The organism is Cellulomonas wangsupingiae (assembly GCF_024508275.1).
Taxonomy (GTDB): Bacteria; Actinomycetota; Actinomycetes; order Actinomycetales; family Cellulomonadaceae; genus Cellulomonas; species Cellulomonas wangsupingiae.
The window spans coordinates 1,409,955-1,435,547 of the sequence record NZ_CP101989.1 but is presented as its reverse complement, the minus strand read 5'-3'; the positions used below and the strand labels follow the sequence as shown (position 1 = coordinate 1,435,547).

Annotated in this window: 28 protein-coding genes; 11 read left to right on the top strand and 17 right to left on the bottom strand. The window is 75.0% G+C overall.

Going from position 1 to position 25,593, the window contains the following annotated elements; translation table 11 throughout:
• Positions 1–98: 98 nt before the first annotated feature.
• The 5 genes from NP075_RS06700 to clpS form a co-directional block, all read right to left on the bottom strand.
• Positions 99–1,070, bottom strand: coding sequence for a hypothetical protein (locus NP075_RS06700; protein WP_227564427.1), 972 nt, complete (start codon positions 1,068–1,070; stop codon positions 99–101).
• A gap of 141 nt (positions 1,071–1,211) precedes the next feature.
• Positions 1,212–2,000 (bottom strand): MBL fold metallo-hydrolase, encoded by a 789-nt coding sequence (locus tag NP075_RS06695; protein ID WP_227564428.1) that lies wholly within the window; start codon positions 1,998–2,000, stop codon positions 1,212–1,214.
• Positions 1,997–2,809 carry a glutamate racemase gene (gene murI, locus NP075_RS06690; protein WP_227564429.1) on the bottom strand — a complete coding sequence of 271 codons (813 nt, stop codon included), beginning with the start codon at positions 2,807–2,809 and terminating at the stop codon, positions 1,997–1,999. Before murI ends, NP075_RS06695 begins: the two co-directional genes overlap by 4 nt.
• Positions 2,810–2,819: 10 nt before the next feature.
• The gene (locus NP075_RS06685; protein WP_227564430.1) at positions 2,820–3,461 is read right to left on the bottom strand and encodes a DUF2017 domain-containing protein; all 642 of its coding nucleotides are present in this window, start codon (positions 3,459–3,461) and stop codon (positions 2,820–2,822) included.
• On the bottom strand, positions 3,461–3,754 hold the full coding sequence (gene clpS, locus NP075_RS06680; RefSeq protein ID WP_227564431.1) for an ATP-dependent Clp protease adapter ClpS: 294 nt from the start codon (positions 3,752–3,754) through the stop codon (positions 3,461–3,463). The genes NP075_RS06685 and clpS overlap by 1 nt, the downstream gene beginning before the upstream one ends.
• A 72-nt stretch (positions 3,755–3,826) precedes the next feature.
• Between clpS and NP075_RS06675 the strand changes: the two genes are divergently transcribed.
• Entirely contained in the window at positions 3,827–5,227 is a 1,401-nt protein-coding gene (locus tag NP075_RS06675) for a nicotinate phosphoribosyltransferase (protein WP_227564432.1), read from the top strand.
• A 144-nt stretch (positions 5,228–5,371) separates the two neighbouring features.
• On the opposite strand, the gene NP075_RS06670 is transcribed toward NP075_RS06675, so the two are convergent.
• The 3 genes from NP075_RS06670 to NP075_RS06660 form a co-directional block, all read right to left on the bottom strand.
• Positions 5,372–5,533: a hypothetical protein gene (locus NP075_RS06670; RefSeq protein WP_227564433.1), complete on the bottom strand. Its 162-nt coding sequence runs from the start codon at positions 5,531–5,533 to the stop codon at positions 5,372–5,374.
• Between the two features lie 258 nt (positions 5,534–5,791).
• A complete protein-coding gene (locus NP075_RS06665; protein WP_227564434.1) occupies positions 5,792–7,597 on the bottom strand; it encodes a DEAD/DEAH box helicase in 1,806 nt (601 codons plus the stop codon).
• Positions 7,594–7,965 (bottom strand): DUF3039 domain-containing protein, encoded by a 372-nt coding sequence (locus tag NP075_RS06660; protein ID WP_227564435.1) that lies wholly within the window; start codon positions 7,963–7,965, stop codon positions 7,594–7,596. The genes NP075_RS06665 and NP075_RS06660 overlap by 4 nt, the downstream gene beginning before the upstream one ends.
• A 122-nt stretch (positions 7,966–8,087) precedes the next feature.
• On the opposite strand from NP075_RS06660, the gene NP075_RS06655 reads away from it, so the two are divergent.
• Complete coding sequence (locus NP075_RS06655; RefSeq protein WP_227564436.1) at positions 8,088–9,029, top strand: hypothetical protein; 942 nt, start codon at positions 8,088–8,090, stop codon at positions 9,027–9,029.
• Entirely contained in the window at positions 9,026–9,388 is a 363-nt protein-coding gene (locus NP075_RS06650; RefSeq protein WP_227564437.1) for a GntR family transcriptional regulator, read from the top strand. Before NP075_RS06655 ends, NP075_RS06650 begins: the two co-directional genes overlap by 4 nt.
• Positions 9,389–9,504: 116 nt before the next feature.
• Here NP075_RS06650 and nagB read toward each other — a convergent pair whose 3' ends face one another.
• The 7 genes from nagB to NP075_RS06615 form a co-directional block, all read right to left on the bottom strand.
• Positions 9,505–10,287, bottom strand: a complete 783-nt coding sequence (gene nagB, locus NP075_RS06645) for a glucosamine-6-phosphate deaminase (RefSeq protein WP_227564438.1) — start codon at positions 10,285–10,287, stop codon at positions 9,505–9,507.
• Positions 10,287–11,273, bottom strand: coding sequence for an ROK family protein (locus tag NP075_RS06640; RefSeq protein WP_227564439.1), 987 nt, complete (start codon positions 11,271–11,273; stop codon positions 10,287–10,289). Before NP075_RS06640 ends, nagB begins: the two co-directional genes overlap by 1 nt.
• A gap of 3 nt (positions 11,274–11,276) precedes the next feature.
• Positions 11,277–12,197, bottom strand: coding sequence for a carbohydrate ABC transporter permease (locus tag NP075_RS06635; RefSeq protein ID WP_372456711.1), 921 nt, complete (start codon positions 12,195–12,197; stop codon positions 11,277–11,279).
• Complete coding sequence (locus tag NP075_RS06630; RefSeq protein WP_227564440.1) at positions 12,194–13,150, bottom strand: carbohydrate ABC transporter permease; 957 nt, start codon at positions 13,148–13,150, stop codon at positions 12,194–12,196. Before NP075_RS06630 ends, NP075_RS06635 begins: the two co-directional genes overlap by 4 nt.
• A gap of 68 nt (positions 13,151–13,218) precedes the next feature.
• Entirely contained in the window at positions 13,219–14,505 is a 1,287-nt protein-coding gene (locus NP075_RS06625; RefSeq protein WP_227564441.1) for an extracellular solute-binding protein, read from the bottom strand.
• Between the two features lie 126 nt (positions 14,506–14,631).
• Positions 14,632–15,810, bottom strand: a complete 1,179-nt coding sequence (locus NP075_RS06620; RefSeq protein ID WP_227564442.1) for an ROK family transcriptional regulator — start codon at positions 15,808–15,810, stop codon at positions 14,632–14,634.
• A 96-nt stretch (positions 15,811–15,906) separates the two neighbouring features.
• Entirely contained in the window at positions 15,907–16,833 is a 927-nt protein-coding gene (locus NP075_RS06615) for a PfkB family carbohydrate kinase (RefSeq protein ID WP_227564443.1), read from the bottom strand.
• A 185-nt stretch (positions 16,834–17,018) separates the two neighbouring features.
• On the opposite strand from NP075_RS06615, the gene NP075_RS06610 reads away from it, so the two are divergent.
• Complete coding sequence (locus tag NP075_RS06610) at positions 17,019–18,296, top strand: pectate lyase (RefSeq protein WP_227564444.1); 1,278 nt, start codon at positions 17,019–17,021, stop codon at positions 18,294–18,296.
• On the opposite strand, the gene NP075_RS06605 is transcribed toward NP075_RS06610, so the two are convergent.
• Positions 18,283–18,615, bottom strand: a complete 333-nt coding sequence (locus NP075_RS06605) for a hypothetical protein (protein ID WP_227564445.1) — start codon at positions 18,613–18,615, stop codon at positions 18,283–18,285. The genes NP075_RS06610 and NP075_RS06605 overlap by 14 nt on opposite strands.
• Before the next feature lie 101 nt (positions 18,616–18,716).
• On the opposite strand from NP075_RS06605, the gene pgi reads away from it, so the two are divergent.
• The gene (pgi, locus tag NP075_RS06600; protein WP_227564446.1) at positions 18,717–20,399 is read left to right on the top strand and encodes a glucose-6-phosphate isomerase; all 1,683 of its coding nucleotides are present in this window, start codon (positions 18,717–18,719) and stop codon (positions 20,397–20,399) included.
• Between the two features lie 78 nt (positions 20,400–20,477).
• Here the strand turns inward: pgi and NP075_RS06595 are convergent, their stop codons facing one another.
• On the bottom strand, positions 20,478–21,599 hold the full coding sequence (locus tag NP075_RS06595) for a cellulose binding domain-containing protein (protein WP_227564447.1): 1,122 nt from the start codon (positions 21,597–21,599) through the stop codon (positions 20,478–20,480).
• Positions 21,600–21,787: 188 nt separating this feature from the next.
• On the opposite strand from NP075_RS06595, the gene NP075_RS06590 reads away from it, so the two are divergent.
• The 6 genes from NP075_RS06590 to NP075_RS06565 all read left to right on the top strand — a co-directional run bounded on the left by NP075_RS06590 (position 21,788) and on the right by NP075_RS06565 (position 25,585).
• A complete protein-coding gene (locus NP075_RS06590) occupies positions 21,788–22,162 on the top strand; it encodes an RNA-binding S4 domain-containing protein (protein ID WP_227564448.1) in 375 nt (124 codons plus the stop codon).
• Between the two features lie 61 nt (positions 22,163–22,223).
• Positions 22,224–22,628, top strand: a complete 405-nt coding sequence (locus NP075_RS06585; RefSeq protein WP_227564449.1) for a VOC family protein — start codon at positions 22,224–22,226, stop codon at positions 22,626–22,628.
• 58 nt (positions 22,629–22,686) lie between these two features.
• Positions 22,687–23,634, top strand: coding sequence for a DNA-3-methyladenine glycosylase family protein (locus NP075_RS06580; RefSeq protein WP_227564450.1), 948 nt, complete (start codon positions 22,687–22,689; stop codon positions 23,632–23,634).
• A 91-nt stretch (positions 23,635–23,725) separates the two neighbouring features.
• Complete coding sequence (locus tag NP075_RS06575) at positions 23,726–23,965, top strand: hypothetical protein (RefSeq protein ID WP_227564451.1); 240 nt, start codon at positions 23,726–23,728, stop codon at positions 23,963–23,965.
• A complete protein-coding gene (locus NP075_RS06570) occupies positions 23,962–24,708 on the top strand; it encodes a histidine phosphatase family protein (RefSeq protein WP_227564452.1) in 747 nt (248 codons plus the stop codon). The genes NP075_RS06575 and NP075_RS06570 overlap by 4 nt, the downstream gene beginning before the upstream one ends.
• Positions 24,701–25,585 carry an NAD(P)H-hydrate dehydratase gene (locus NP075_RS06565; RefSeq protein WP_227564453.1) on the top strand — a complete coding sequence of 295 codons (885 nt, stop codon included), beginning with the start codon at positions 24,701–24,703 and terminating at the stop codon, positions 25,583–25,585. The genes NP075_RS06570 and NP075_RS06565 overlap by 8 nt, the downstream gene beginning before the upstream one ends.
• The last annotated feature ends 8 nt before the right edge of the window (positions 25,586–25,593 follow it).

The following is a 25,593-nucleotide window of genomic DNA, read 5'->3' as shown; positions in this document are numbered from 1 at the left end:
AGCGCGGTACACGACCGCCGAGCGCGGTACTCGTTTCCCCCGCGCTCGGTCGCCTTGTACCGCGCTCGGCGGCGGGTGGCGGGGGGCGGGTGACGTGGTCAGCGGACGCCTGCGGTGCGCAGTCGCGCCACCATCGGGTCGCCGGCCCACGCGTCGGACCAGGTCCAGCGGGCGACACCGAGGCCCGATGCGCGGAGCCTGTCCTCACGCAGCTTCTCCTCCCACAGGACGTCCGCCGCGTCGGTGCCGTACTTCACGCGACCGTCGAACTCCCCGGCCACGCCGAGCTCCGGCCACCAGAAGTCCACCCACCCGACGAACCCGTGCCGGGCGCGGACCTCGTGCTGCAGCACGGGCGCCGGGAGACCCCACTGCGCCATGCGGACCCGGCTCAGGGACTCACCCGGCGACTCCGACCGCCCGTCGACGAGGTCGACGGCCGCGCGTGCCGCGCGGACGCCCCGCCCGGTGCCGCCACGCTCGACCTCGCGCCGCAGCTCGTCGAGGCTCGCCCACCCGTGCCGCACGGCGGCGTCACCGGCGACGACCCCCGCGACGACGCCCCCCACCCGGGCGAGGTCGACGACCGTCCGGGCCGCCGAGGTGACGGTGATCCCGTCGCGCACCGCCACCGCGACGTCACCCCGGGCGGCGTGCCGGACGACGTCCCCGTGCGACCGCCCTCCGCCGGCAGGGGCCCGCACCACGTGGACCCCGGCGTCGCGGCGTCCGATGACGGGCAGCCCGAGCACGGCCGCGGCCGACCAGTGGGAGAAGACGGGCGCCCGCGCGGCAGCGGCGTGCACCGCGCGGACCCGGACGACCTCCCGCGCGCGCTCGTCGAGGCCCTGCCACTCGTCCGCGCCGACGTACGTCCCCCGTCGTACACGGACGACCTGCCCCGACGCCGCGCGCCGCTGCATCAGCGCCGGCGCGGCCAGCACACCGCGCGCAGCCGCGTGGACGTGCACGACGGACGCGCCCGCCTCGCCACCCGGCTTCACGCCGCCACCGTCGCCCGTCACCCGCGGCCCGCCGCCGGGCTGCCCCCCACCCCGCTCACCGTCCATGCGGCGCACGCTCGCACGCCCGCCGGGCGCCCCGCTCGCACCGTCCACACCTCTCCCCCGAGCGCGGTAGACGACCACCGAGCGCGGTACTCGTTTCTCCCGCGCTCGGCGGTCGTCTACCGCGCTCGACGAGAGGGGGTGTCAGAGGTGGTACGTGGCGCCGGGGGTGGCGAGCGTCAGCGGGCCGTCGTAGACCGCGCGGGCCTCGGCCAGCGCGGCCTGGGGGTCGTTCCACGCCGGCACGTGCGTGAGCACCAGGCTGCGTGCCCCGCCGCGCGCGGCAGCCGCACCCGCGCGCCGGCCGGTGAGGTGCACGCCGCGGACGTGGTCGTCCCGGCCCTCGACGAACGCCGCCTCGGCGAGCAGCAGGTCGACGTCGGTGGCCAGGTCGTCCAGGCCGGCGCAGGCGTCGGTGTCACCGCTGTACGCGAGCGTCACCCGCCGCGCAGGGTCGTCCTGCGACGGCCCGCCGACCCGGATGCCGAAGGCCGGCACCGGGTGCTCCACGGGCACGGCCTCGAGCGTCAGCGGCCCGACGTGCACGGGCACACCGACCTGCCACGTCCGGACGTCGAACTGCTCGGTGGTGTCGGTCGCCGGGTCCTTGCCGGACAGGTGCGCGAGCCGCTCCGCCGTGCCCTCCGGCCCGTGCACCGCGACGGGCGGCAGCGCCCCCGACGGCCGGTACCGGCGGTACACGCCGAGCACCGCCATGTCGGCGACGTGGTCGGCGTGCAGGTGCGACAGCGCGACGACGTCGAGCGCCGCCGGGTCGCCCCAGCGCTGCAGCGCGCCCAGTGCGCCGTTGCCCAGGTCGAGCAGCGCGGACCACGTGCGCCCCTCGCCGTCCTCGGCCTGCACGAGGTACGCCGACGCCGCGGCGTCCGGCCCCGGGAACGACCCCGCGCAGCCCAGCACGACCAGCCTCATCGCAGCGCCCCCCGCGGCTCGACCGCCTCGACCTCCGGCCCCAGGAAGCGGCGTGCGAGCGTCGCGAAGCCCGTCGGGTCCCCCGTCGCGAGGAACCGGTGGGTCGCGGGGCCCGCCGCGGGGTCGCGCTCGAGGTCGTGCGCCACGAGCGTGCGGTACACGTCCTTGGCGGTCTCCTCGGCGCTCGACACGAGCGTGACCTCGTCCCCCATGACGTAGGAGATGACGCCCGTGAGCAGCGGGTAGTGCGTGCAGCCGAGGACGAGGGTGTCGACCCCGGCGGCGCGCACCGGGTCCAGGTACTCGTGGGCGGTCGCCAGCGCGTCCGGCCCGGACGTCACACCGGCCTCGACCAGCTCGACGAAGCGCGGGCACGCGCGCGAGGTGAGCTCGACCCCCGCGACGGCGAACGCGTCGTCGTAGGCCCGGGAGTCGATCGTGGCGCGGGTGCCGATGACGCCGATGCGCCCGTTGCGGGTCGCGGCCACCGCCCGGCGTGCGGCGGGCAGCACGACCTCGACGACGGGCAGGCCACGTCGCAGCGTGTACCGCTCGCGCGCGTCGCGCAGCACCGCGGCCGACGCGCTGTTGCACGCGATGACGAGCATCTTGACGCCCGCGTCGACGAGGTCGTCCATGATCTCGAGCGCGTGCGCGCGCACCGCGGCGAGCGGCTTGGGCCCGTACGGTCCGTTGAGCGTGTCGCCGATGTACAGGGTGGACTCGTGCGGGAGCTGGTCGAGGATCGACCGGGCCACCGTGAGTCCTCCGACGCCGGAGTCGAAGATACCGATCGGGGCGTCGCTCACGCGACCGAGACTAGCCGTCGGAGCGCCCGCGGCTCCTGCCGGGGCCCTCCGGTGCGGCGAGCATCACAGCCAGCAGCGACTCCTGCAGCCACGACAGCGCCCCGTACACCGAGGCGAGGTACGCGCGCACGTCGTCCTCGTCGTCGTCGCCCAGCCCGTCGTACAGGGCTTCGGAGTCGGCGTCCGTGCGCAGGTCGAGACGCTCCCCGAGCACGAGGCGCAGGTCCGTCAGGGTGGCCGCGACGTCGTCCGCGGCCTGCGGCGCGACGACGAGCGCGTGCTCCGGCCAGCCCGGCTCGCCGTCCACGAGGAGGGTCCACAGGTGGCGGAGCCGCGCGATCTTGCGGGTCCGCAGGTCGTCCTCCGTGAGACGTCGGAACTCCCGGGCGACCTCGGGGTCGTCGCGCGACGCGTCGGGCAGCAGGCGACGCACCGCGGGGTCCTGCGGCGGCGGCACCGGCGCCGTGCGCACCGTCCACCCGTCGGGCGCGCCCGGGCCGGCGGACGTCGCGGGGCCGGGCGCGGGCGCGTCCTCGAAGCGCCCGGCGCCGAGCAGCTCGGCGACGTCGGCCACGACGGACGCGACGACCGCGCGCTCACCGGCGTCGAGCCGCGCGACGTACCTCCCCTTCTGCCTGCGGAACGCGTGCATCACTGCCCCCCGCGCTGCAGCGTCGCCCACAGCCCGTAGGAGTGCATGGCCTGCACGTCGACCTCCATCGCCTCGCGGTTACCGGTCGACACGACGGCACGGCCCGCCTCGTGGACCTGGCGCATGAGGAGCTCGGCCTTGTCGCGGGTGTAGCCGAAGTACGTCTGGAACACGTACGTGACGTACGTCATGAGGTTGACCGGGTCGTTCCAGACGATCGTCACCCACGCATCGGCCGTGGACGTCGCCTCGTCCACCTCGGCGCGCTTCTCGGGGGCGGTCGTCGCAGGCACGACGACCACTGTAGGTGCGACGGCGCGAGCCGACGGATGCCCCACCGACCCCGGTGCGTCTACGTTGACGCCATGACGCACACGCGCGCGGTCGCGCCGACCCCGACCACCCCGGCCGTCGCTGCGGTCGGCTCCGGCAGCACGGCGCTGCTGACGGACCGGTACGAGCTGACGATGCTCCAGGCGGCGCTGGCCGACGGCACCGCGCACCGACGGTGCGTGTTCGAGGTGTTCACGCGCCGCCTGCCGCCCGGCCGTCGCTACGGCGTGCTGGCCGGCACGGGGCGGGTGCTCGAGCAGCTCGCCGCGTTCCGCTTCGGGACACCCGAGCTCGACTGGCTCGCCGACGCGCACGTCGTCGACGACGCCACGCTCGAGTACCTCGCGGGGTACCGGTTCACCGGTGACGTGGTCGGGTACGCCGAGGGCGAGGTGTTCTTCCCGCAGTCGCCCGTGCTGGTCGTCGAGGGGACGTTCGCCGAGGCGGTGCTGCTCGAGACGCTCGTGCTGTCGGTCCTCAACTACGACTCGGCGGTCGCGTCGGCGGCGTCCCGGATGACGAGCGCGGCCGTCGGCCGGCCGTGCCTGGAGATGGGCGCGCGCCGGGCGCACGAGGACGCCGCCGTGGCCGCCGCACGCGCCGCGGTGGTCGCCGGCTTCGCCGGGACGTCGAACCTCGAGGCGGGACGCCGCTACGGGCTCGCCACGATCGGGACCGCCGCGCACGCGTTCACGCTGCTGCACGACGACGAGGAGGCGGCCTTCGCCTCGCAGGTGCGCTCGCAGGGCGCGGGCACGACGCTCCTGGTCGACACGTACGACGTCCGGCGCGGCGTCGAGCGCGCGCTGGCCGCGGCAGGCACGGCGCTCGGTGCCGTGCGGCTGGACTCGGGCGACCTGGCCGTGCAGGCCCAGGAGGTCCGTGCCCAGCTCGACGCCGCGGGCGCCCACGACACGCAGATCGTCGTCACGAGCGACCTCGACGAGTACGCGATCGCGGCGCTCGCGGTCGCACCTGTCGACTCGTACGGCGTGGGGACGTCGCTCGTGACGGGGTCGGGTGCCCCCACGTGCGGCATGGTCTACAAGCTCGTGGCCCGCGAGGGCGCGTCGGGGGCGATGGAGCCGGTCGCGAAGGCGTCGCGCTCGAAGACCAGCGTCGGTGGCCGCAAGGGGGCCGCGCGGCGGCTGGGCGCGGACGGCAGGGCGGTCGAGGAGGTGCTGGTGGTCGGGTCGGACGACGAGGTCGCCCGCTGGACGCGGCACCGCCACCACACCACCGAGGACGGGCTGCGTGCGCTGCACGTGCCGCTCGTGGTCGACGGCGAGGTGATGCCGGGCCTGACGGCAGCCGAGGGGGTGCGGGCGGCGACCGCGCGGCACGCGGCGTCACGTGACGAGCTGCCCCGCGGGGCGCGGCGGCTGTCGGCCGACGAGGCGGCAGTGCCCACGGTCGAGCTCCCGCTGGCCTGACGGCCCGACGGCCCGACGACCCGGCCGCACCCGTCCGGGCTGCCCCGGACGCACGGAACGGGCCGGGACGCATGGCGTCCCGGCCCGTTCGTGGGGCAACCGGCGGGGGGGGTGCCGGCCGCCCGTCAGGGGGTCGTCAGATCGTCAGATCCGTGCTCGACCGCGCCCACGGCCGACGAGGCCGAGGATCAGGCTCACGACCAGCACGATGACGCCGATCCAGATGAGGAACTGTCCGATGTTGGTCGCGACGCCGAGGACGACGAGGACGACACCGACGAGGATGAGGATGAGCCAGGACGGCATGTGAACACCTCTTTCGTGCGAATGCCGGCGGCGAGGTCTGCCGCCAGGCTCCGAGTGCGGCGCCGGGGATGCCCGGGCCGGTTTGCCACGGGAAGAGCGTGGCAGTCACCGTCGCGCTCGGCACGCCGAACGGTCGACTTGCGTCGTCAAGAGGCGCTGCTATGTGGGCACGCGTCCAGCGCGCTGACCTGCACTCTCATCGAAATCTCATTGTCCATATGTTGAGATGAGGATGAGGGGCGCGGGGTGCCGGAGGGCTCAGCGCTTGCCGACGAACCACCCGCGGAGCATCGCGATGCGCGCCTCCAGCTGGTCCGGGGCCGCCAGCGCGACCTCGGGACCGCCGCAGCGACGGCGCAGCTCGGCGTGGACGGTCGCGTGCGGCTGCCCGCTGCGCCGCGCCCACGCGCCGACGAGCTGGGCGAGCTCCTTGCGCAGCTCGGCCTGCTTGCGGTGGTCCATCACCTCGGGCTCCACCGTGCGCCGCGCGCGGCGCGCACCCTGCTGGTCCGCCTGCCGCTGCCGCAGCAGCGTCGTCACCTGGTCCGCGTCCAGCAGACCCGGCAGCCCGAGGAAGTCGAGCTCCTCGTCGGAGCCCACCTCGGCACCCGTGCCGAACTCGCCGCCGTCGAACAGCACGCGGTCGAACGAGGCCTGGGCCTCCAGCGCCTCGAACGTCCCCGCCACGCCGTCGGAGCCGACGGCGTCCGCGCCGTTCTGCTCGCGCTCCGCCAGCGCGAGCAGGTCGCCCTCGGGGTCCTCCGAGCCGTTCGTCGGCTTGTCGAGCGCGTGGTCGCGCTCGATCTCCAGGGTCGCGGCGAGCTCGAGCAGCTGCGGCACGCTCGGCAGGAACACCGACGCGGTCTCGCCGCGCCGGCGTGCCCGCACGAAGCGGCCGACGGCCTGGGCGAAGAACAGCGGCGTCGCCGTGCTGGTCGCGTAGACCCCCACGGCCAGCCGCGGGACGTCGACCCCCTCGGACACCATCCGGACCGCCACCAGCCACCGCGAGTCGTCGGCCGCGAACTGCTCGATGCGGTCGCTCGCGCCGGTGTCGTCGGACAGCACGATCGTCGGCGACTGCCCCGTGAGCCGTGCGAGGTGCCCCGCGTACGCCCGCGCGTCGGTCTGGTCGGTCGCGATGACCATCGCCCCCGCGTCCGGCACGGTGCGCCGGACCTCGGTGAGGCGACGGTCGGCCGCCGCGAGCACGGAGGGGATCCACTCGCCGTTCGGGTCGAGCGCGGTGCGCCACGCCTGCGACGTCATGTCCTTGGTCAGCGGCTCGCCCAGGCGTGCCGCGACCTCGTCGCCCGCCTTGGTGCGCCACCGCATCGACCCGGAGTACGAGAGGAAGATCACGGGCCGCACGACGTGGTCGCGCAGCGCGTCCCCGTACGCGTAGGTGAAGTCCGCGACGGAGCGCCGGATGCCGTGGGCGTCCGGAGCGTAGGTCACGAACGGGATCGCCGCGGTGTCGGACCGGAACGGCGTGCCGGTGAGCGCGAGGCGGCGCGTCGCGCCCTCGAACGCCTCGCGCACCGCGTCGCCCCAGGACAGCGCGTCACCGCCGTGGTGCACCTCGTCGAGGATGACGAGCGTGCGCTCGGCCGTCGTGCGGGCCGCGTGCAGCGCCGGCTTGCTCGCCACCTGCGCGTACGTCACCGCGACGCCGTCGTACCCGGCGCCGTGCCGCCCCTGCGCGTTGGAGAACTGCGGGTCGAGGCGGATGCCGACGCGCGCGGCGGCGTCCGCCCACTGCTTCTTGAGGTGCTCGGTGGGCGCCACCACGGTGACGCGGCGCACGGCACGCGACTCGAGCAGCTCGGTGGCGATCCGCAGCGCGAACGTCGTCTTGCCGGCGCCCGGGGTCGCGACGGCGAGGAAGTCGCGCGGTGAGCGCTCGCGGTACAGCTCGATGGCCTGCGCCTGCCACGCCCTCAGGCTCCCGGCCGCACCCCAGGGGGCTCGCGCGGGGAACGCCGGCGGCAGCTGCTGCGCTGCCGACGTCGAGGGGTGCTGGGGGGTGTGGACAGGGGCTGTCGAGCGGCGGGCCCCGCTCACGCGCCGCCCGCGCCGGAGCCGGAGCCCTTGCCGCGGCCGAAGCCGAAGAAGCCGCGTCCGCCGCCGCCACCGGAGTCGCCGTCACCGTCCTGCGGCTCGCGCAGACCGTCGTAGACCTCTTTGCAGATCGGGCACACGGGGAACTTGTTCGGGTCCCGCCCGGGCACCCAGACCTTGCCGCAGAGGGCGATGACCGGCTTGCCGGTCATCGCGGACTCCATGATCTTCTCCTTGCGCACGTAGTGCGCGAATCGCTCGTGGTCCCCCGGCTCGACCTGCTCCGTGGTCTCGGCGCGCTCGAGGACCGAGGTGCCTCCCTGCGGTCCGAACGGGTCGTCGGGTCCGGTCGGCGGGGTCGGCTCACTCATGGCGCCATCGTACGTCGAGGGTCCGACGTCCCGGGTGGGCGGCACCACCGCACCGGCTCTTCCGCCGTCGGTCATCTTGTGTCAAAGTATCGATACATTGATCCGGGGATCGGAGACCTGACGTGCGCCTGCTGCTCCTCCCCCTCGTGCTGCTGCCGATCGCGGCGCTCGCGGCGATCGTCACGACCGTCGCCACGGCGCGCACACCGACCGGCACGGGCCCGGACGTCGAGACGTCGCCCGACGCGTACGCGCGTGCCCGTCGTCACGCCGCACTCGTCGCCGGGCTGTCGTGGGCCGCGCTGGTCCTCGTCGCGCTGACGCTGCCGCAGACGATCCCGTTCGGGCCCGACCAGGGCATCGTGCTCGCGTGCGCACCGGCGGTCGCCGGCGTCGTCGCGCTCCTCGTGGCGGCCGTGGGCGAGCGCACCTGGCCGCGTCCCGCCGCGTCCGTCCGCCGCGCGTCCCTGACGCGACGCACCGTCCGCGACGTGGCCCCCCACGGTGCGGCCGCCCTCGCCCTGGCCTGGTCGGCGGCGCTGCTGCTCGTCCTGCTCGGGACCGGCCTGACGGCCGACCCCGACGACGGTCGCTCGGTGACGGTGCAGCACGAGAGCAGCACCTCGGGTGCCGGCCCGTACCCCGGCGCGCCCTACGGCGTCCCGATCGCCGTCGCCGTCGTCGTGCTGCTCGTGGCGGCAGCAGTGACGCTGCACCTCATCGCCTCGCGCCCGGCGGTCGCCCAGGTGTCGACGGCCGACGACGCCCGGCTGCGACGCGCCGGTGCGCGACGCGTCCTCGCGGCCGTCCAGCTCGTGGTCGGCGGCACGCTCGCGGGCGTCCTGCTCGTCACCGGCAACTCGTTGCGCGCGGCGGCGACGTCCGGGTACGACGTCGGCGGCGGGTGGGTCGAGACGACCGACCGCGTGCTGCACACCCTCGGCGTCTGCGGCCTCGCCGCGGCCCCGGCCGTCCTCGCCGCGACGTTCGTCGTCACGGGCAGCGCCCTCGCGCGCGCTGCCCGCGAGACGGCACCGGGCGCGACGGCCCTGGTGCGCGTGTGAGCGTCCACGTCGAGGTCGACGTGACGTCCGGCGTCCCGGTGTACGAGCAGGTCCGCACCCAGGTCGTCGCGCACGTCGCCGCCGGGCGGCTGCGCCCGGGCGACCGGCTGCCGACCATCCGGGCGCTGGCCACCGACCTGGGCGTCGCCCCCGGCACCGTCGCGCGGGCGTTCCGCGAGCTCGAGCTGGCGGGCGTCGTCGTGACGCGGCGGCGCAGCGGCACGGTCGTCGCCGACGACGCCGCCCCCGCGCACGTCACCGCCCGCGACGCCGCGGCGGCCTACGTGCGGGCCGCCCGCGCGGCGGGCCTGACGCCGGACGAGACCGTCGACCTGGTCCGCGGCGCGCTCCTCACCTGACCGCCCCCACCCCCGAGCGCGGTACTCCGCCGTCGAGCGCGGGACGAACGAGTACCGCGCTCGGCGAACGAGTACCGCGCTCGGCGAACGAGTGCTGAGCTCGGCGGAGGAGCGGGTCAGAGGGGTTGCCAGGTGGGCTTCGCGGCGTAGGTCTCGCGGTAGTGGTCGGCGAGCTGCAGGCGGCTCGCGGCGGCGTCGTCGACGAGGACCGTCACGTGGGGGTGCAGCTGCAGGACCGTGGCGGGCCACAGCGCGCTGACCGGGCCCTCGACGAGCTGGTGGACGGCCTGCGCCTTGCCGCGCCCGTGTGCGAGCAGCACCAGGTGCCGCGCCGCCATGATCGTCGCGAGCCCCTGCGTGAGGCAGTGCGTCGGCACCGCGTCGACGTCACCGTCGAAGAACCGGGCGTTGTCCTCGCGCGTCCGACGCGTCAGGGTCTTGATGCGCGTGCGGGACCCGAGCGACGAGCCGGGCTCGTTGAACGCGACGTGGCCGTCAGTGCCGATGCCCAGCAGCTGCAGGTCCACGCCCCCGGCGTCGGCGATCGCCCGCTCGTACGCGGCGCACGCGCCCGGCAGGTCCGCCGCGAGGCCGTCGGGGCCGTGCACGGACCCGGGCGGCAGGTCGACGCGCGCGACCAGCTCGGCGTCGATGACGTTGCGGTACCGCTGCGGGTGGTCCGCGGGCAGGCCGACGTACTCGTCGAGCAGGAACGCCCGCGCCCGAGCGAACGACAGGCCGTGCTCGGCGTGCCGGCGTGCGAGCTCGTCGTACACGGCCAGCGGGCTCGACCCGGTCGCGAGCCCCAGGACGCCGTCGGGCCGTGCCGTCAGCAGCCGCTCGACCGCGTCCGCGGCGAGGCGCGCCAGCTCGGGGGCGGGTGCGATGACGACCTCCATCAGACGCTCTCCTCTCGTCCCGCGAGCGCGGCCCCGACGGCCCCGACCGGGACGTCGCGCGGCGCGAGGTGCACCCGCTCCGCCAGGGCCAACGACGCGAGGAACGGCGACGCCGCGGCCTCGCGCGCCAGCTGGGCGCGCACGCCCGCGAGCAGCGGCTCCCCCAGCCCGCTCACGCCACCCCCGATGACGACGTGGTCGACGTCGCAGGTCAGCACGAGGATCCGGACAGCACCGGCGACCGCCCACAGGAACCGGTCGCGCACGGCCACGGCACGCGCGTCGCCGGCGTCGGCCGCCTCGAAGAGCGCGAGCGGTGCGGGCCGGCCGTCGGGCGACGGCCACGCGGCGTCGAGCGCGCTGCCCGACGCGTACTGCTCGACGCACCCGCGCTGCCCGCACTTGCAGGGCAGACCGTCGGGCACGAGCGTGAGGTGCCCCACCTCCCCCGCGGCGCGGTGCGAGCCACGGCGCAGCGTGCCGTCGAGCAGCAGCCCCGCCGCGACGCCGGTCCCGAGCGCGAGGAACGCGAGGTCGCGCGTGGAGCGGGGTGCGACGGTGTGCGCGGCGCCGAGCACCGCGACGTTGAGGTCGTTCTCGACGCGCACGCGCGCGCCGGCCCCCAGAGCGGCCGCCGCGGCCGCCGCGAGGGGGAACGGGTGCGTGACTCCGACGTTGACCGCGTGCTCGACGGTCCCCGTGACGGGGTCGACGACACCGGGGACCCCGATGCCCGTGCCGACGAGGGCGTCGACCGGGACGCCGTGCGCGTCGACCAGCGCGTGCACGGACGTCGTCACCGCCTCGACGAGGCCGTCCGGGCCGCGGGCCGTGGTGGCGCGGTGCGTGCGCGCGACCCGCCCGTCGGGGTCGAGCAGCACGGCGAGCACCTTGGTGCCGCCGATGTCGACGCCGACGGTCCAGCCGGGCCGGGGCACGTGGGCGGTGGGCACGACAGGGTTCCCCCCCAGGGTCGTGGCGTCCATGACTCAGCCCTTGACCGCCCCGGACACCAACCCTCCGGTCATGCGCCCCTGCACGACGAGGAAGAAGACGACGACCGGGACCGCGACGAGCACGGAGCCCGCCATGAGCGCTCCCCAGTCGGTCGACTTGGTGGCCTGCTGGAACGTGCGCAGCCACACGGGCAGCGTCATGGACTCGGGCCGGGTCATGATGATCAACGCCATCATGAACTCGTTCCACGCCTGCAGGAACGCGAACACGCCGGTCGCCACCAGGCCGGGCGCGAGCAGCGGGAACGTCACCCTCCAGAACGCCCGGGGACGCGAGCACCCGTCGATCATCGCGGCCTCCTCGAGCTCGACGGGCACGCCGTTGACGAAGCCGCGCAACGTCCAGATGGTGAAGGGCAGGACGCCCGCGAGGTACACGACGCCGAGCGCGACCACGGTGTTCAGCAGCCGCCAGGAGTCGACCATCTGGAACACCGAGATCATCATCGCCTCGCCCGGGACCATCTGGATCACCAGGATCGACAGCACGAACGCCGCCCGCCCCCGGAACCGGAAGCGCGTGACGGCCAGCGACGCGAAGAACGCCAGGACCATCGCGGCGACGAGCACGAGGAACGTCACCTGCAGCGAGTTGCCCAGCGCGGGCACGAACGGCGAGCGCTCCTGGCGGAACATCGCGGTGTCGTAGTTGCGCAGCGTCGGCTCGTCCGGCCACAGGTGCAGCTCGGGCCCGATGATGAGGTTGGTCGGCAGGAAGGACGTGTTGACCATCCAGTAGACCGGGAACGCGAAGGCCGCGGCGAGCAGCGCGGCGACCACGCCCCAGCCGACGGACGCGGCCCGGCGGCGGGCCGGGCGGCGGCGGCGGACCACGCCCGCGGCCGGTGGCGCGGGTGCGACGACCGGCACCGTGCCGGCGGGTGCGAGGCTCACAGCTGCTCCTCCTTGACCGTCACACGCACGTAGTACGCGGAGATGGCGAGCATGAGGACGGTGAAGACGACGGCGATGGCGCTCGCGGCCCCGTAGTGGCCCTGGGCCATGCCCATCTCGTAGATGTAGACGCCGAGCGTGCTCGTCTCGGACGTCACGCCACCGATGCCCTGCAGGACGAAGATCTGCGTGAAGACCTTCAGGTCCCAGATCATCGACAGCACGATCAGCACGACGTAGATGGTCCGTACGTACGGGACCTGCACGTCGAGGAACCGCCGCCGGGCGCCGGCACCGTCGAGCTGTGCGGCCTCGAGCACCTCGCCGGGCACCTGCGTGAAGCCCGCGTAGAGCGTGAACGCCACGAACGGGATCGCCCCCCACACGATGACCAGGGCCGCGACCGCGAAGAAGGACAGCGGTGAGATGAGCCATGAGTGACCCATCCAGCTCTCGCCCGTCACCGACGTCAGCAGGTGGTTGACGACGCCGTACTGGGTGTCGAAGATCCAGCCCCACACGAGCATCGCGGCCAGCGGCGGCATCGCCCAGGCCAGCAGCAGCGCGACCGACAGCACGAGGCGCATCACCCGGCCGAGCCGCATGAGCAGCAGGGCCACGAGCGTGCCGACCGTGATGGTCGCGACGACGCACACGAGCATGAAGACGAAGCTGCGGGCCGTGACGGCCCAGAACCGTTCGTCGGTCAGCGTCGCGACGTAGTTGTCGAGGCCCACGAACGGCGCCGGCACGCCGAGCAGCTGGGCGCGCTCGTACTCGTGCACCGACAGCCAGAGCATGCGGACCAGCGGGTAGCCGGTGACGACGACGAGCACGGCCAGGCTGGGGGCCAGCAGCACCCAGGGCAAGAGCCGCGCGGGGGTGAACGCGCGGGTGGCGCGGGGCGGCGGCGCGGCGCCGGGCGGCGCGGGCCGCAGCACGGTGGAGCTCATGGGGGTCCCTCCTGCGGTGACCCGGTCGGGCCCGCACGCGAGGCGCGGACCCGACCGGTGACGCCGGGTCAGCCGTTGAGGATGGACTCGATCTGCGCGTCGAGCTCGGTCGCGATCGTCTCGACGTCACCGCCCTGCGCGATCTGCACGAGGGCGTCCTGGATGACCTTCTGCGCCTCGACGTCGCCCCACTTCGGGGTCGCCGGGGTCAGCTCGGCGTTGGCCGCCGCGGTGGCGGACGCGAGCGTGAACTCGTCGTCCGGCAGGGCCGAGACGAGCGACTTCTTGGCCGGGATCATCGAGTTCTCGGCGAGGATCGTCTGGTACTCGTCGGACAGCAGGATCGTCAGGGCCTTCTTCGCCAGGTCGACGTTCTGCGACTTCGTCGCGACCGCGACGTTCGAGCCGCCGGCGAAGACCTTCGCGGTCTCACCCGCGGTCGCACCGGGCAGCGGGAAGGCGTGCAGGTCGGCACCGAACGTGTCGGCGCACCCGGGCGCCTCGGCGTCGGCCGGGGCCTGGATGGACCACCGGATCCAGTTCGGGGCGGACAGGAACGTCGTCTGCCCGGCGCAGAACGGGACCTGCAGCTCGGACTCGTCGCCGTCCTTGGGCGCGTTGGAGGCGTTGACCATGAGGTCCTGGACCTGCTCGAGGCCCTTGATGCCGCCCTCGGAGGAGAACCCGGCCTCCCACGTGCCGTCGTCGCCGGGCTCGGCGATGAAGCCGCCGTTCTCCCAGACGAACGGCAGCGCGTTGTACCAGTCCTGCCCGGGGAACCAGACCCCGGAGTGGTCGGCGGTCTTCAGCGACTTGGCGGTCTCGACGTACTCCTCGAGCGTCGTGGGCAGCGCCGCCCCGCCCAGGATCTGGTCGCTGTAGAACACGATACGCGAGCCCGCGTAGTACGGGGCCGCGTAGAACGTGTCCTCCCAGGTGCCCGCCTTGACGAAGCCGGGCAGCAGGTCGTCGCCGCCGAGGTCCTCGGCGATGTCGTCCAGCGGTGCGAAGTACCCGGCCGACGTGAACGTCGCGGCCTGCGTGTTGCCGACCTCCACGACGTCGGGCGAGTCGGAGGAGGACAGCGCGGTCGTCAGCTTGTCGACGAGGCCGGTCCAGGACTGCTCCTCGATGGTGAGCGTCGAGCCGGGGTTCTCCTCCTCGAACGTCGTCGTGAGGTACTCGCGCGCCTCGTCGGGGGTGTCGGTCCCGACGAGCCAGACGCGGATCTGCGCACCGTCCGTCCCGCCCGGGCCGGCGTCGGTGCTGCCGTCACCGGTGCCGCCCCCTCCGGAGCACGCCGTGAGCACGAGGGCTGCCGCCAGACCGACGGCGCCGAAACGTAGGATCTTCACGTTGGGGTTCCTCCCGTGTGCGAGGCGATCGTCACCACGACGTCGCCGGTGGGTGGTGCTACCGACCTGCTGGACGGTCGGCTCGAGTCGTCACGTGACCCGAGCCGGCCCCGGCGCTCGGGACCGTCACGTGATCCCGAGCTGACCGGACAGGACGAGCACGGCGGCGCCTGCGAGCGCCGCGTCCTCGTCGAGGGCTGCCATCCGCAACCGCAGGTCGTGCCCGACGACGGGCATCGTCCGGTCGCGGAGAGTGGTGGTCGCCGCGTCCCGCAGGGGTCCGTCGAGCAGCTCCGGGGGGCCGGAGAGCAGGACCTCGGCGAGGTTGAGGGCGCTGACGACGGGTGCGAGCGTGCGGCCCAGCATCCGTCCGACCGACGCCAGCGCGGCGTCGGCGTCCTGCGGGGACAGACCTGCGGTGCGGCGGCGCAGGGCCGGCGCGCTGAGCACGGTCTCGAGGCAGCCGGCGCGCCCGCACGCGCACCGCTGGGGGGTCTCGCCAGGGGTGTCGTCGTCGACGACGGTGACGTGCCCGATCTCGCCGGCGGCGTGCCCGCGCCCGCGCACGAGGGCGCCGTCGACGAGCATGCCCGCGCCGACGCCCTGCCCGACGGTGACGATCATGGCGCTCGCGTCGGCGCCGCCGTACGTGTACTCCCCCAGCGCGCGGGTGTTGGCGTCGTTGGCGACGTGCACGGGGACGCCGAGCGTCGCGGTCAGCCGCGCGGCGAGCGGGACGTCGTACCAGCCCCGGTTGGGCGCCTCGACGACGCGCCCCGCGTCGTCGATGACGCCGGGCGAGGAGATGCCCACGCCGATGACCGGCCTGGCAGCCCCGTCGACGAGCCGGCGGCACAGGTCCTCGACGAGCGTGACCGCGTCGGCGCCGGTCGCGCCGCCGCCGGGGACGTGCGCACGCGTGACGACCTCCCCCACCAGGGTCATGACCGCGCCGTGGACGGTCTCGTCGTCCGTGAGGTCGAGGACGACGACGTGGTGGTCGGCCGAGCGCAGCCCGACGAGGGTGGCGGGCTTGCCGACCTTGCCCTCGGCGCGCACGCCCAGCTCGGCGACGAGCCCTTCGGCGAGCAGCGCGGCGACGAGGTCGGAGACGGTGACGCGTGTCAGGCCCGTGCTGCGCGCGACGTCGGCTCGGGACGACGGCCCCTCGTGGAACAGGTGGCCCAGGACGAGTGAGCGGTTGTGGGCCCGGGCGTGCTCGGGCAGCACCTTGGCGGTCGGTCGCAGCTGGCGCTGCACGGGGCTCGCGGTGCGGCCGGGGGCCGACCTCGTCGTCGGGGGCATGTTTGTTAGTAGACCTTCCTTACTAATCGCGGTCAATGCCCGGACGTGACCGTGATCACATCGTGACCGCGCGTTCACACGCCCGTGCGCCGCGCGTCACGAGGTGGCGACGGCGCCCCCCGCGAGCCAGCCGCGAGCACCCGCGTGCTGCACCGACTCCGTCGCGCAGCGCATGCCCTCCGCCAGTGCGTCGAGCGGGTCCGCCCCGCGCGCGAGCGCCGCCGCCATCGCGCCGTGCAGCACGTCGCCCGCACCGAGCGTGTCGACGACGCCTCCCGCGGGGACGGCGGCCGGCCGCAGCGACGTGCGTGCCGGGCCCCCCTCCCCCGCCGCACGACGCACCCGCACCGGCCCGGGCCCGGCGCTGCGCGCGACGAACCCCGGACCGAACGCCGCGACCGCGTCGAGCAGGCCGTCCACGGGGTCCTCGGCACCGGGGGCGGGCTCCTGCGGCCACCCGGGCACGGCGAAGTCGGCCGAGAGGACGGCGAGGTCGACCGCCGCGAGCAGCTCGGCGGTCGACGGCTTCCAGCTGCCGCCGTCCAGGAGCACCGGGACACCGGCCGCACGGGCCGCGGCGGCGAGCGCGAGCCCGGCCGCGGGGTGGTGCCCGTCCACGAGCAGCGCACCGGCGCCGCGGAGGAGGGCGACGTCGGGCCGGGCGAGGTGCGGCGCGCCCGTGCCGTTGACGGAGACGACGGCACGCTCCCCCGTCGCGCGCGTGACGAGCACGGTCGAGACCGGCAGCACGCCGGCCGCGTCGGGCGCCAGGTCGACGACGTCGACGCCCGCAGCCGCGAGCCCCGCGCGCGCGACGTCGGCGAGCGCGCCCGTGCCGAGCGCGGTCACCAGCGTCGTCGGCACCCCCAGGCCCGCCGCGACGGCCGCCGCGTTGGCCGCGGGGCCACCGAACGTCACGTCCAGGCCGTCGGCGACGACCTTCTCGTCGGGCGCAGGCAGGCGGTCGAGCACCTGCGTCACGTCGAGGGTCGTCAGGCCGCAGCACACGAGACGGTCACGCATGCGGGCATCCTCGCAGCCGACTCCCGGCAGCGCGTCGGCCCCTGCCGCCGCCGCGTCCGTGCGGTTCCCACGACTTCAACGTTTCACCACGCCGCGAGGGGTTCACCACTCGCCCGCCGCGTGGTTGTCTGCGCGGGCAAGCGCTTTCATCCTCGAGAGGCAGGAACATGTCCCCTAGACATCCGGTGGCACGACGCCCGTTCCGCGTCGCGCTCGCCGCCGCTCTCGCGCTCGCCCTCGGCGGCACGCTCGGCCTCGCCACGGCCGTCAGCGCGTCCGCCGCGAGCGTCGACACCAGCGCGTGGTACGTCCTCGTGAACCGCCAGTCCGGCAAGGTCCTCGACGTCGCCGGCACGTCGACCGCCGACGGCGCGGTCCTCCAGCAGTGGTCCCGCAACGACGGGCAGTGGCAGCAGTGGCAGTTCGTCGACTCCGGCTCGGGGTACTACCGGCTCAAGGCCCGGCACTCCGGCAAGGTCGTCGACCTGTGGGGGTGGTCGACGTCCGACGGCGGCGAGTTCCGCCAGTACACCGACCTCAACGGGTACAACCAGCAGTTCAAGCTCGTCGACTCCGCGAGCGGCGCGTACGTCCGGCTGCACAACCGCCACTCCGGCAAGCTGCTGACCGTCACCGACCGCTCCACCGTCGACGGGGCCACGATCACGCAGCTCACCGACAACAACCAGTACAACCAGCAGTGGCAGCTCGTGAAGGTCGGAGCAGGCGCCACCCCCACCGCCCAGCCGACCTCGTCGCCCACGACGTCCCCGCCGTCCGGCGGCTTCGGGTCGTGGCCCTCGGCGTCCGGGCAGCAGAAGGTGTCGTCGACCATCCAGGTGAGCGGCACGCTCGACGGACGCCTCGTGCGGTACTACGGCATCTCCTCGGGCGACCAGGACGAGTCCCAGCCGCCGATCTTCCAGCTCTCCGACGGCGCGGTGCTCAAGAACGTCATCATCGGCACCGGTGCCGGCGACGGCGTGCACTGCACCGGTACCTGCACGCTGGAGAACGTCTGGTGGGAGGACGTCGGCGAGGACGCCGCGACCCTCAAGGGCTCGTCGACCTCGCAGGTCATGACCGTCGACGGCGGCGGCGCGAGGTCCGCGTCGGACAAGGTGTTCCAGCACAACGGGCCGGGCAAGTTCGTCGTCAAGAACTTCCAGGTCTCCGACTTCGGCAAGCTCTACCGCTCGTGCGGCAACTGCTCCAAGCAGTACGCACGCACCGTCGTCATCGAGAACGTGCAGGTCACCGCACCGGGCAAGTCGCTCGTGGGGATCAACTCCAACTACGGCGACAAGGCCACGATCTCGGGCGTGACGATCCTGAACGACTCGTCCCGCAAGATCGTGATCTGCGAGGAGTACCGCGGCGTCACGTCGGGCGAGCCGTCCAAGATCGGCTCCGGCCCGTCCAGCGCCTGCGGCTACAGCAGCTCGAGCATCACGTACCGCTGACGCCCGCACGCACCCGCGGCCGTGCCCGGTCGACGAGCCACCAGCCCGTCGCACCGAGCACGGCCGCGGCCGTCAGCACGGCGGGCCACGGTCCGACCACGTCCGTCGCGACGTGCGAACCGGCGAACACCACCACCCCGACGGCGAGCACGCCGAGCGGACGCCACCACCCGGTCCGCGGGACTGCGACCACCAGGCACCACGCGGCCGTGGCGAGCAGCACGAGGCCGCCCAGCCACCGCACGCCGGTGCCCTGCGCGAGCGCGAAGGCGAGCACGAGGCCGACGGCCGACACCGCTGCGACAGGGATGCGGGACATGCGCCCCACGGTAGCCGCCGTCGTCGGACGTCCCGTGCGGGCAGCACCCCGGCGGCCCTACGGTGGGCGGGAGACCTCGCCAGAACCCCAGGGAGACCCACGTGCCGACGCCGCCCATCGACCCGACGACCACGAGCGCCTGGCAGGCGCTCTCGGAGCACGAGAGCACGCTGCGCCCCGACCTGCGCACCTGGTTCGCCGAGGACCCCGAGCGGGCGCAGCGCCTGACGCTGCAGGTCGCGGACCTGACGGTCGACCTGTCGAAGAACCTCGTGACCGACGAGACGCTCGCCCTGCTGGCGCGCCTCGCCGACGACGTCCACCTCACCGACCGCTTCGAGGCGATGCTGCGCGGGGAGCACATCAACGTCACCGAGGACCGCGCGGTGCTGCACACCGCGCTGCGTCGTCCCGCCGACGCGGAGCCCCCTCTCGTGGTCGACGGTCAGCACGTCGACGACGACGTGCAGGCCGTCCTGGGCGAGGTGGCCGAGTTCGCCGAGAAGGTGCGCTCGGGCGAGTGGACCGGTGTGACCGGCGAGGCCGTGCGCACGGTCGTCAACATCGGCATCGGCGGGTCCGACCTCGGCCCGGTCATGGTCTACGAGGCGCTCGAGCCGTACGTCGCCCCCGAGCTCGAGGTGCGGTTCGTCTCCAACATCGACCCGACCGACCTCGCTCAGAAGACCCAGGACCTCGACCCGACGACGACGCTGTTCATCGTCGCGTCCAAGACCTTCACGACGCTCGAGACGCTGACCAACGCCCGCCTCGCGCGGCAGTGGCTGTGGGACTCCCTGCTCGCCGGCGGGCACATCGCCGACACCGACGAGGCCCGCCGCGACGCCGTCGCGCAGCACTTCGTCGCGGTGTCGACCGCGCTGGACAAGGTCGCCGACTTCGGCATCGACCCGGCCAACGCGTTCGGCTTCTGGGACTGGGTCGGGGGGCGCTACTCGGTCGACTCCGCGATCGGCACGTCCCTGGCGATCGCGATCGGCCCCGACGCGTTCGGTGAGCTGCTCGACGGCTTCCACGCCGTCGACGAGCACGCGCGCACCACGCCCGTCGCGCGCAACGTGCCGTTCCTCATGGGTCTGCTCAACATCTGGTACGTCAACTTCCTGGGGGCGCACACCCACGCCGTGCTGCCCTACGCGCAGCAGCTGCACCGGTTCCCGGCGTACCTGCAGCAGCTGACGATGGAGTCGAACGGCAAGTCGGTGCACTGGGACGGCACGCCCGTCACGACGCAGACCGGCGAGGTGTTCTGGGGCGAGCCCGGCACCAACGGCCAGCACGCGTTCTACCAGCTCATCCACCAGGGCACGCGGCTGGTCCCGGCCGACTTCATCGCCGTCGCCACCCCCGCGTACCCGCTGAGCGACGGCGGCACGGACGTGCACGCGCTGTTCCTGGCCAACTTCTTCGCCCAGACCAAGGCGCTGGCGTTCGGCAAGACCGCCGACGAGGTGCGCGCCGAGGGGACGCCCGAGGAGATCGTGCCGGCACGCGTCTTCTCGGGGAACCGGCCGACGACGTCGATCCTGGCGCCCGCGCTGACCCCGTCGGTCGTCGGCCAGCTCATCGCGCTCTACGAGCACATCACGTTCACGCAGGGCGTCGTGTGGGGCATCGACTCGTTCGACCAGTGGGGCGTCGAGCTCGGCAAGAAGCTCGCGATGGAGATCGCGCCCGCCGTGCAGGGCGACACCGCGGCGCTCGCCGCGCAGGACCCCTCGACGCGCGCGCTCATCGAGAAGTACCTCGAGCTGCGGGGCTGAGACCCTGGACCCGCGGACGGCGCGGCGACCGGTGACGGTGAGCCGCGCGGTCCGCGGGTCGCCGCGCGTCCCGGCCCGTCAGCGGGCCGTGCAGGTGACCGTCCCCGGCGTCGGGCTGCCGGTGCCCTGGAACCCGAGCTCCGTCGACGCACCGGCCCCGAGCGCGCTGTTCCAGGCGGCCGGCGTGAACGTGACGGGCGCGGTGCCCGACACCGTGCTGCTCCATGCGTTCGCGACCCGACCGTCCGGCAGGTCGACGCGCACGGCCCAGCCCGTGACCGGCGAGGGGCCGCTCGTGACCCGCACGGTGGCGACGAACCCGCCCGGCCACTGGCTCGCGACCGTGTAGACGGCCGTGCAGGACGCGCCGCCGGGGGGCGGGGTCGAGGTGGGCGTCGGACCGGGGGTCGACGTGGGCGTCGGGCTCGGGGTCGGGGTCGGCGAGACCGTCGGCGTCGGCGAGACCGTCGGGGTCGCACCGCCGACGAGCGCGAGGGCGCGCTCCGCGGCCGGGAGCCACGTCGCGGCCATGCGTGCGGTGCCCGCGTCGTTCGGGTGCACCCCGTCCGACGTGTCGCGGGCCGGGTCCCAGCCCGTCGCGTGGTCGACGACGAGGACGGGCGACGCGGCCGTCGAGGTCGCCGCGGCCCACCCGGGGACGGCGGCGTTCAACGACGCGGTGCGCGCGGGGCAGTCGGCGCAGGTGGGCGGGGCCACGGGGATGATCTGCGCGGCCACGACGACCACGTGCGGGTCGACCGCACGCAGCTGCCGCACCACCGTCGTCCACGCGTCGAGGATCTGGGCGTTGCTGCGGCCGCTCCACACGTCGTTCGTCGCGAAGTGCATGAGGACGACCTGGGGACGGGTCGCGGCGAACCACGCGGCCGTCTCGCCGGACGCGGTGACGTTCGTGACCAGCGCGCCGCCGTGGCCCTCGTTGTCGCCGTCGTGGGTGATCCCGCAGCCCTGCGCCGGGAGCGTGCCGACCATGTCGACCTGGTACCCGGCGGCGGTCAGGTCGCGGTGCAGCAGGGCGCGCCAGCAGCCGGGCGAGCCGGTGATCGAGTCGCCGAGGGCCATGACGCGCACGGGATCGGCCGCCGCAGCGCCCGGAGCGGTGGCCAGGGCGCCGGCGAGGACGAGCAGGGCGAGGCCGAGCAGCACCGCACCGACGCGGCGCAGCGGGTGGTGGGTCATGCGACCGGCTCCTTCGACGACGGACCCCACGGGCCAGGCCCGCGGCGGGCACCGGTGGCACCCGCCGACGAGCGTGGCGGTGTGCCTCGTGCGACGGGACCGTCGAAGCGTTTCACCGTCCGACCCGCCTGCGCGTGGCAGGCTGGCGTCCAGGACCGGCGCTCGCAGGTCCCGGACGGAGGTGCGCGGTGGCCGAGCCGCAGGGACGGGTGCGCGTCGACGCGTGGACGTGGGCCGTCCGCCTGTTCCCCACCCGGTCCGCCGCCGGCGCGGCGTGCCGCGCGGGCCACGTGCGCGTCAACGGCGAGCGCGCCAAGCCCGCCACCCAGGTGGTCCCCGGTGACGAGGTGCAGGTGCGCGGCGGTGCGCGGGAGCGGCTGGTCGTCGTGCAGCGCCTGCTCGTCAAGCGCGTGTCGGCCGAGGTCGCCCAGGCGTCCTACCTCGACCGCTCCCCCGTCCCGCCGCCGCGCACGCAGGTGGCCGTGGCCGGGCAGCGCGACCGCGGCGCGGGCCGCCCGACCAAGCGTGACCGGCGCGCGATCGAGCAGCTGCGCGGGCACTGAGACGCGGGCACCGGAGCAGCGGCGTCGGGGCGGTGTCGGTGGCGCCCCCTAGGTTCAGCGCATGATCACCTTCGGTCGCGCCACGCTCCTGACCAGCGACCTCGCCGCCGCCGCGGCCTTCTACCGGGACGCGTTCGGGTTCGTCACCTTGTTCGAGGGCCGTTTCGGCGACTTCCCCCTGCTGCACGTCGGGCCGGGCGGGCTGACCGACGCAGGGCTCTGGGTGCGTCCGGCCGGGCCCGGGGACCCGGTCGGGCGGCAGGGTGGCACCGGCCCGTTCCTCGTCCTCTACCTCGGCCCGGAGGATCTGGACGCGACCGTGGAGCGCTGCACGGCGCTGGGTGCGCCCCCGCACCACACCGCTGCGGACGACCAGGGCCGGTACGCCCACGTGCGCGACCTCGACGGCAACGAGATCGTCCTCGCCGCGCTCACGGGTCGCGCCGACCACGTCGCGTACCCGTGACGCCGTGGGACCACCTCCGCGTCGCGGAGGGCCGGACGCGCGGGTGCATGCTGGTCCGGTGACCACGAGCACCGGTCCGCCGCGCACGAGCACGGACGTCGCGACGGGCGACGCCCACGTCGTCGTCGCCTGCCCGCCCGGCCTCGACGTGCGCCGCACGCTCGGCCGGCTGCGGCGAGGCGCGGGTGACCCGACCTGGGACTCGTCCCCCGGCGAGGTGTGGCACGCGACCCGGCGCGGGGACGGGCCCGCGACGCTGCGGCTGCGCCCCGCGGCCGGGGGCGTGCGCGCCGACGCGTGGGGCCCGGCAGCCGAGGAGGTGCTCGCCGACGTCCCCGGCCTGCTGGGGCTGCGCGACGACCCGACGGGGTTCGCCGCGGCGCTGCACCCGGTCGTCGCGCGCGCGCACCGCACGTACGCCGGTCTGCGCCTCGCGCGCGGCGGTGACGTGTGGGCGGCTGTGGTGACGGCGGTGCTGGAGCAGCGGGTCGTCGGCCTCGACGCGATGGCGTCGTGGCGCCGGCTCGTCGTGCGGCACGGCACGCCCGCACCCGGACCCGCGCCCGCGCGCCTGCACGTCGCGCCGCCCCCGCCGGTCTGGGGGTCGCTCCCCGTGTGGGAGTGGCGCGCGGCCGGCGTCGACGCGCAGCGGTCGGACACCGTGCGCCGTGCCGCCGCGGTCGCGCACGCGTTCCGCGCGGACCTCGCACCCGCCGAGCTCGCGCGCCGCCTGCGCACCGTGCCGGGCATCGGCCCGTGGACCGCCGCGGAGGTGACCGCCCGCGCGCTGGGCGACCCCGACGCCGTGCAGGTCGGCGACGCCCACCTGCCGCACCTCGTCGGCTGGGCCCTGACCGGGCGCCGGACCGACGACGCGGGCATGCTGCACCTGCTCGCGCCCTGGCAGGGGCACCGCCAGCGCGTGCTCGTGCTGCTCGCGGCCGCGCACCTCGGGCACCTGCCCGCCTACGGGCCGCGCGGTCGTCGCGCGCTGCCGATGCGCTGAGCCGGCACCGCACCGAGCCTCCGGACGTGCCCCCGCCCTGCCGCCCGGTGATACTTGGCGCTGCGTTGCCCGTCACGACCCAGGAGGACCCATGGCCCACGACCACATCCCGGACACGCCGGACGCCGCGCCGGAGGCCCCCTCGCGCGCCGCGACGGGGGTGCTGTGCCTCCTGCTGTTCGTGGGGTCGTTCGCGCTGCTGACGCTGGGGTTCGACGCCGGGGCGTCGGCCGGTCCGTGGCTCGTCACCGCCGGGATCCTGGCCTTCGGCCTGGCCTTCGCGATCCCGACCACGATCCTGCCGGCGATCGAGGAGCGCAGCGGCCGGTGAGCGCCCTCGCCACGACGCCCACGAGCCTCGTGCTCGTGCGCCACGGCGAGAGCGTCGGCAACGTCGCGGCGTCCCGTGCCGAGCGGGAGGAGGCCCTGGTCGTCGACGTGACGACGCGCGACGCCGACACCCCGCTGTCGGAGCGCGGCGAGGACCAGGCCCGTGCCCTCGGCGCGTGGCTGGCCGGGCTGCCGGCGGACGACCGGCCCGAGGTCGTGTGGTGCTCGCCGTACGTCCGGGCGCAGCAGACGGCGCTCCTCGCGCTGGGCGAGGCGGGGCTGGACGTGCCGGTGCACCTCGACGAGCGCCTGCGCGACCGGGAGCTGGGCATCCTCGACCGGCTGACCTGGCGCGGTGTCCGGGCGCGGCACCCCGAGGAGGCGGAGCGGCGCCGGCACCTCGGCAAGATGTACCACCGCCCGCCCGGGGGCGAGTCGTGGGCCGACGTGGCGCTGCGCCTGCGGGCGGCGCTGGGCGACCTGCAGCGGCGCGAGGCCGGCCGGCGTGTGCTCGTCGTCTCGCACGACGCGGTCGTCATGCTGCTGCGCTACGTGCTGGAGGAGCTCACCGAGGACGAACTCATGACCGTGGTGCGCGAGCGCAGCGTCCGCAACGCCTCGGTCACGCGCCTGGACCGCGTCGACGACGCGTGGCGGCTGGGCCTGTTCGACGACGTGGCGCACCTGGCCGAGCTCGACGCCACGATCACCGAGCACGAGGGGACGGGTGACACCGGTGGCTGACGCGACGTTGACTCCCGCGCTGCTGCGCGAGCACCCGCTCCCGGAGCCGACGGGCGGCAAGGACGCCCGCGGCGGGGTCCTGGTGCTCGGCGGCGCCAGGTCCACCCCCGGAGCGGTGATGCTCGCGGGGCTCGCGGCCCTGCGGGTGGGCGCCGGACGCCTGACCCTGGGCGTGGCCGCCTCGGTGGCCGGGCCGCTGGCCGTCGCGATCCCCGAGGCGGGCGTGATCGGCCTGCCGGAGGGGCCCGGCGGCGCCGTCACCGGGCCCGGCGACGGGCTGGACGCCGAGCTCGAGCGCGCCGACGTGGTCGTGGTGGGCCCGGGCCTCGACGAGCCCGACGGGACGCTCGCGCTGCTGCGCGCGGTCGTCGCCGGGACGGCTGACACGACGCCGCTGGTCCTCGACGCGTTCGCCCTGGGCGTCCTGCGCGACGCGCACGACGTCCGGGACGCCGTGCGCGGCCGCGCGGTGCTCACACCGAACACCGCGGAGGCGGGCCGCCTCCTGGACGACGACCCGGACACCGCGGACGAGGGCCGCGACGACGCCGAGGTGCCGGTCGCCGCGCGCATCGCCGACGAGTACGGCGTGGTCGTCGCGTGCGCGGGGGTCGTCGCGGAGCCCCACGGGCGGCGCTGGCGCGCGTCGACCGGGTACTCCGGGCTCGGCACGTCCGGCAGCGGTGACGTGCTGGCGGGAGCCGTGGGCGGTCTGCTCGCCCGCGGTGCGAGCCCCGAGCAGGCGGCGTGCTTCGGTGTCGAGGCGCACGGCGTGGCCGGCGACCGGCTCGCCGCCGCGGTCGGACCGCACGGCTACCTCGCGCGCGAGCTGCTCGCCGAGCTGCCGCGCGTGCTCGTGGAGCTGCGCGCCCGCTGACCTGCGGC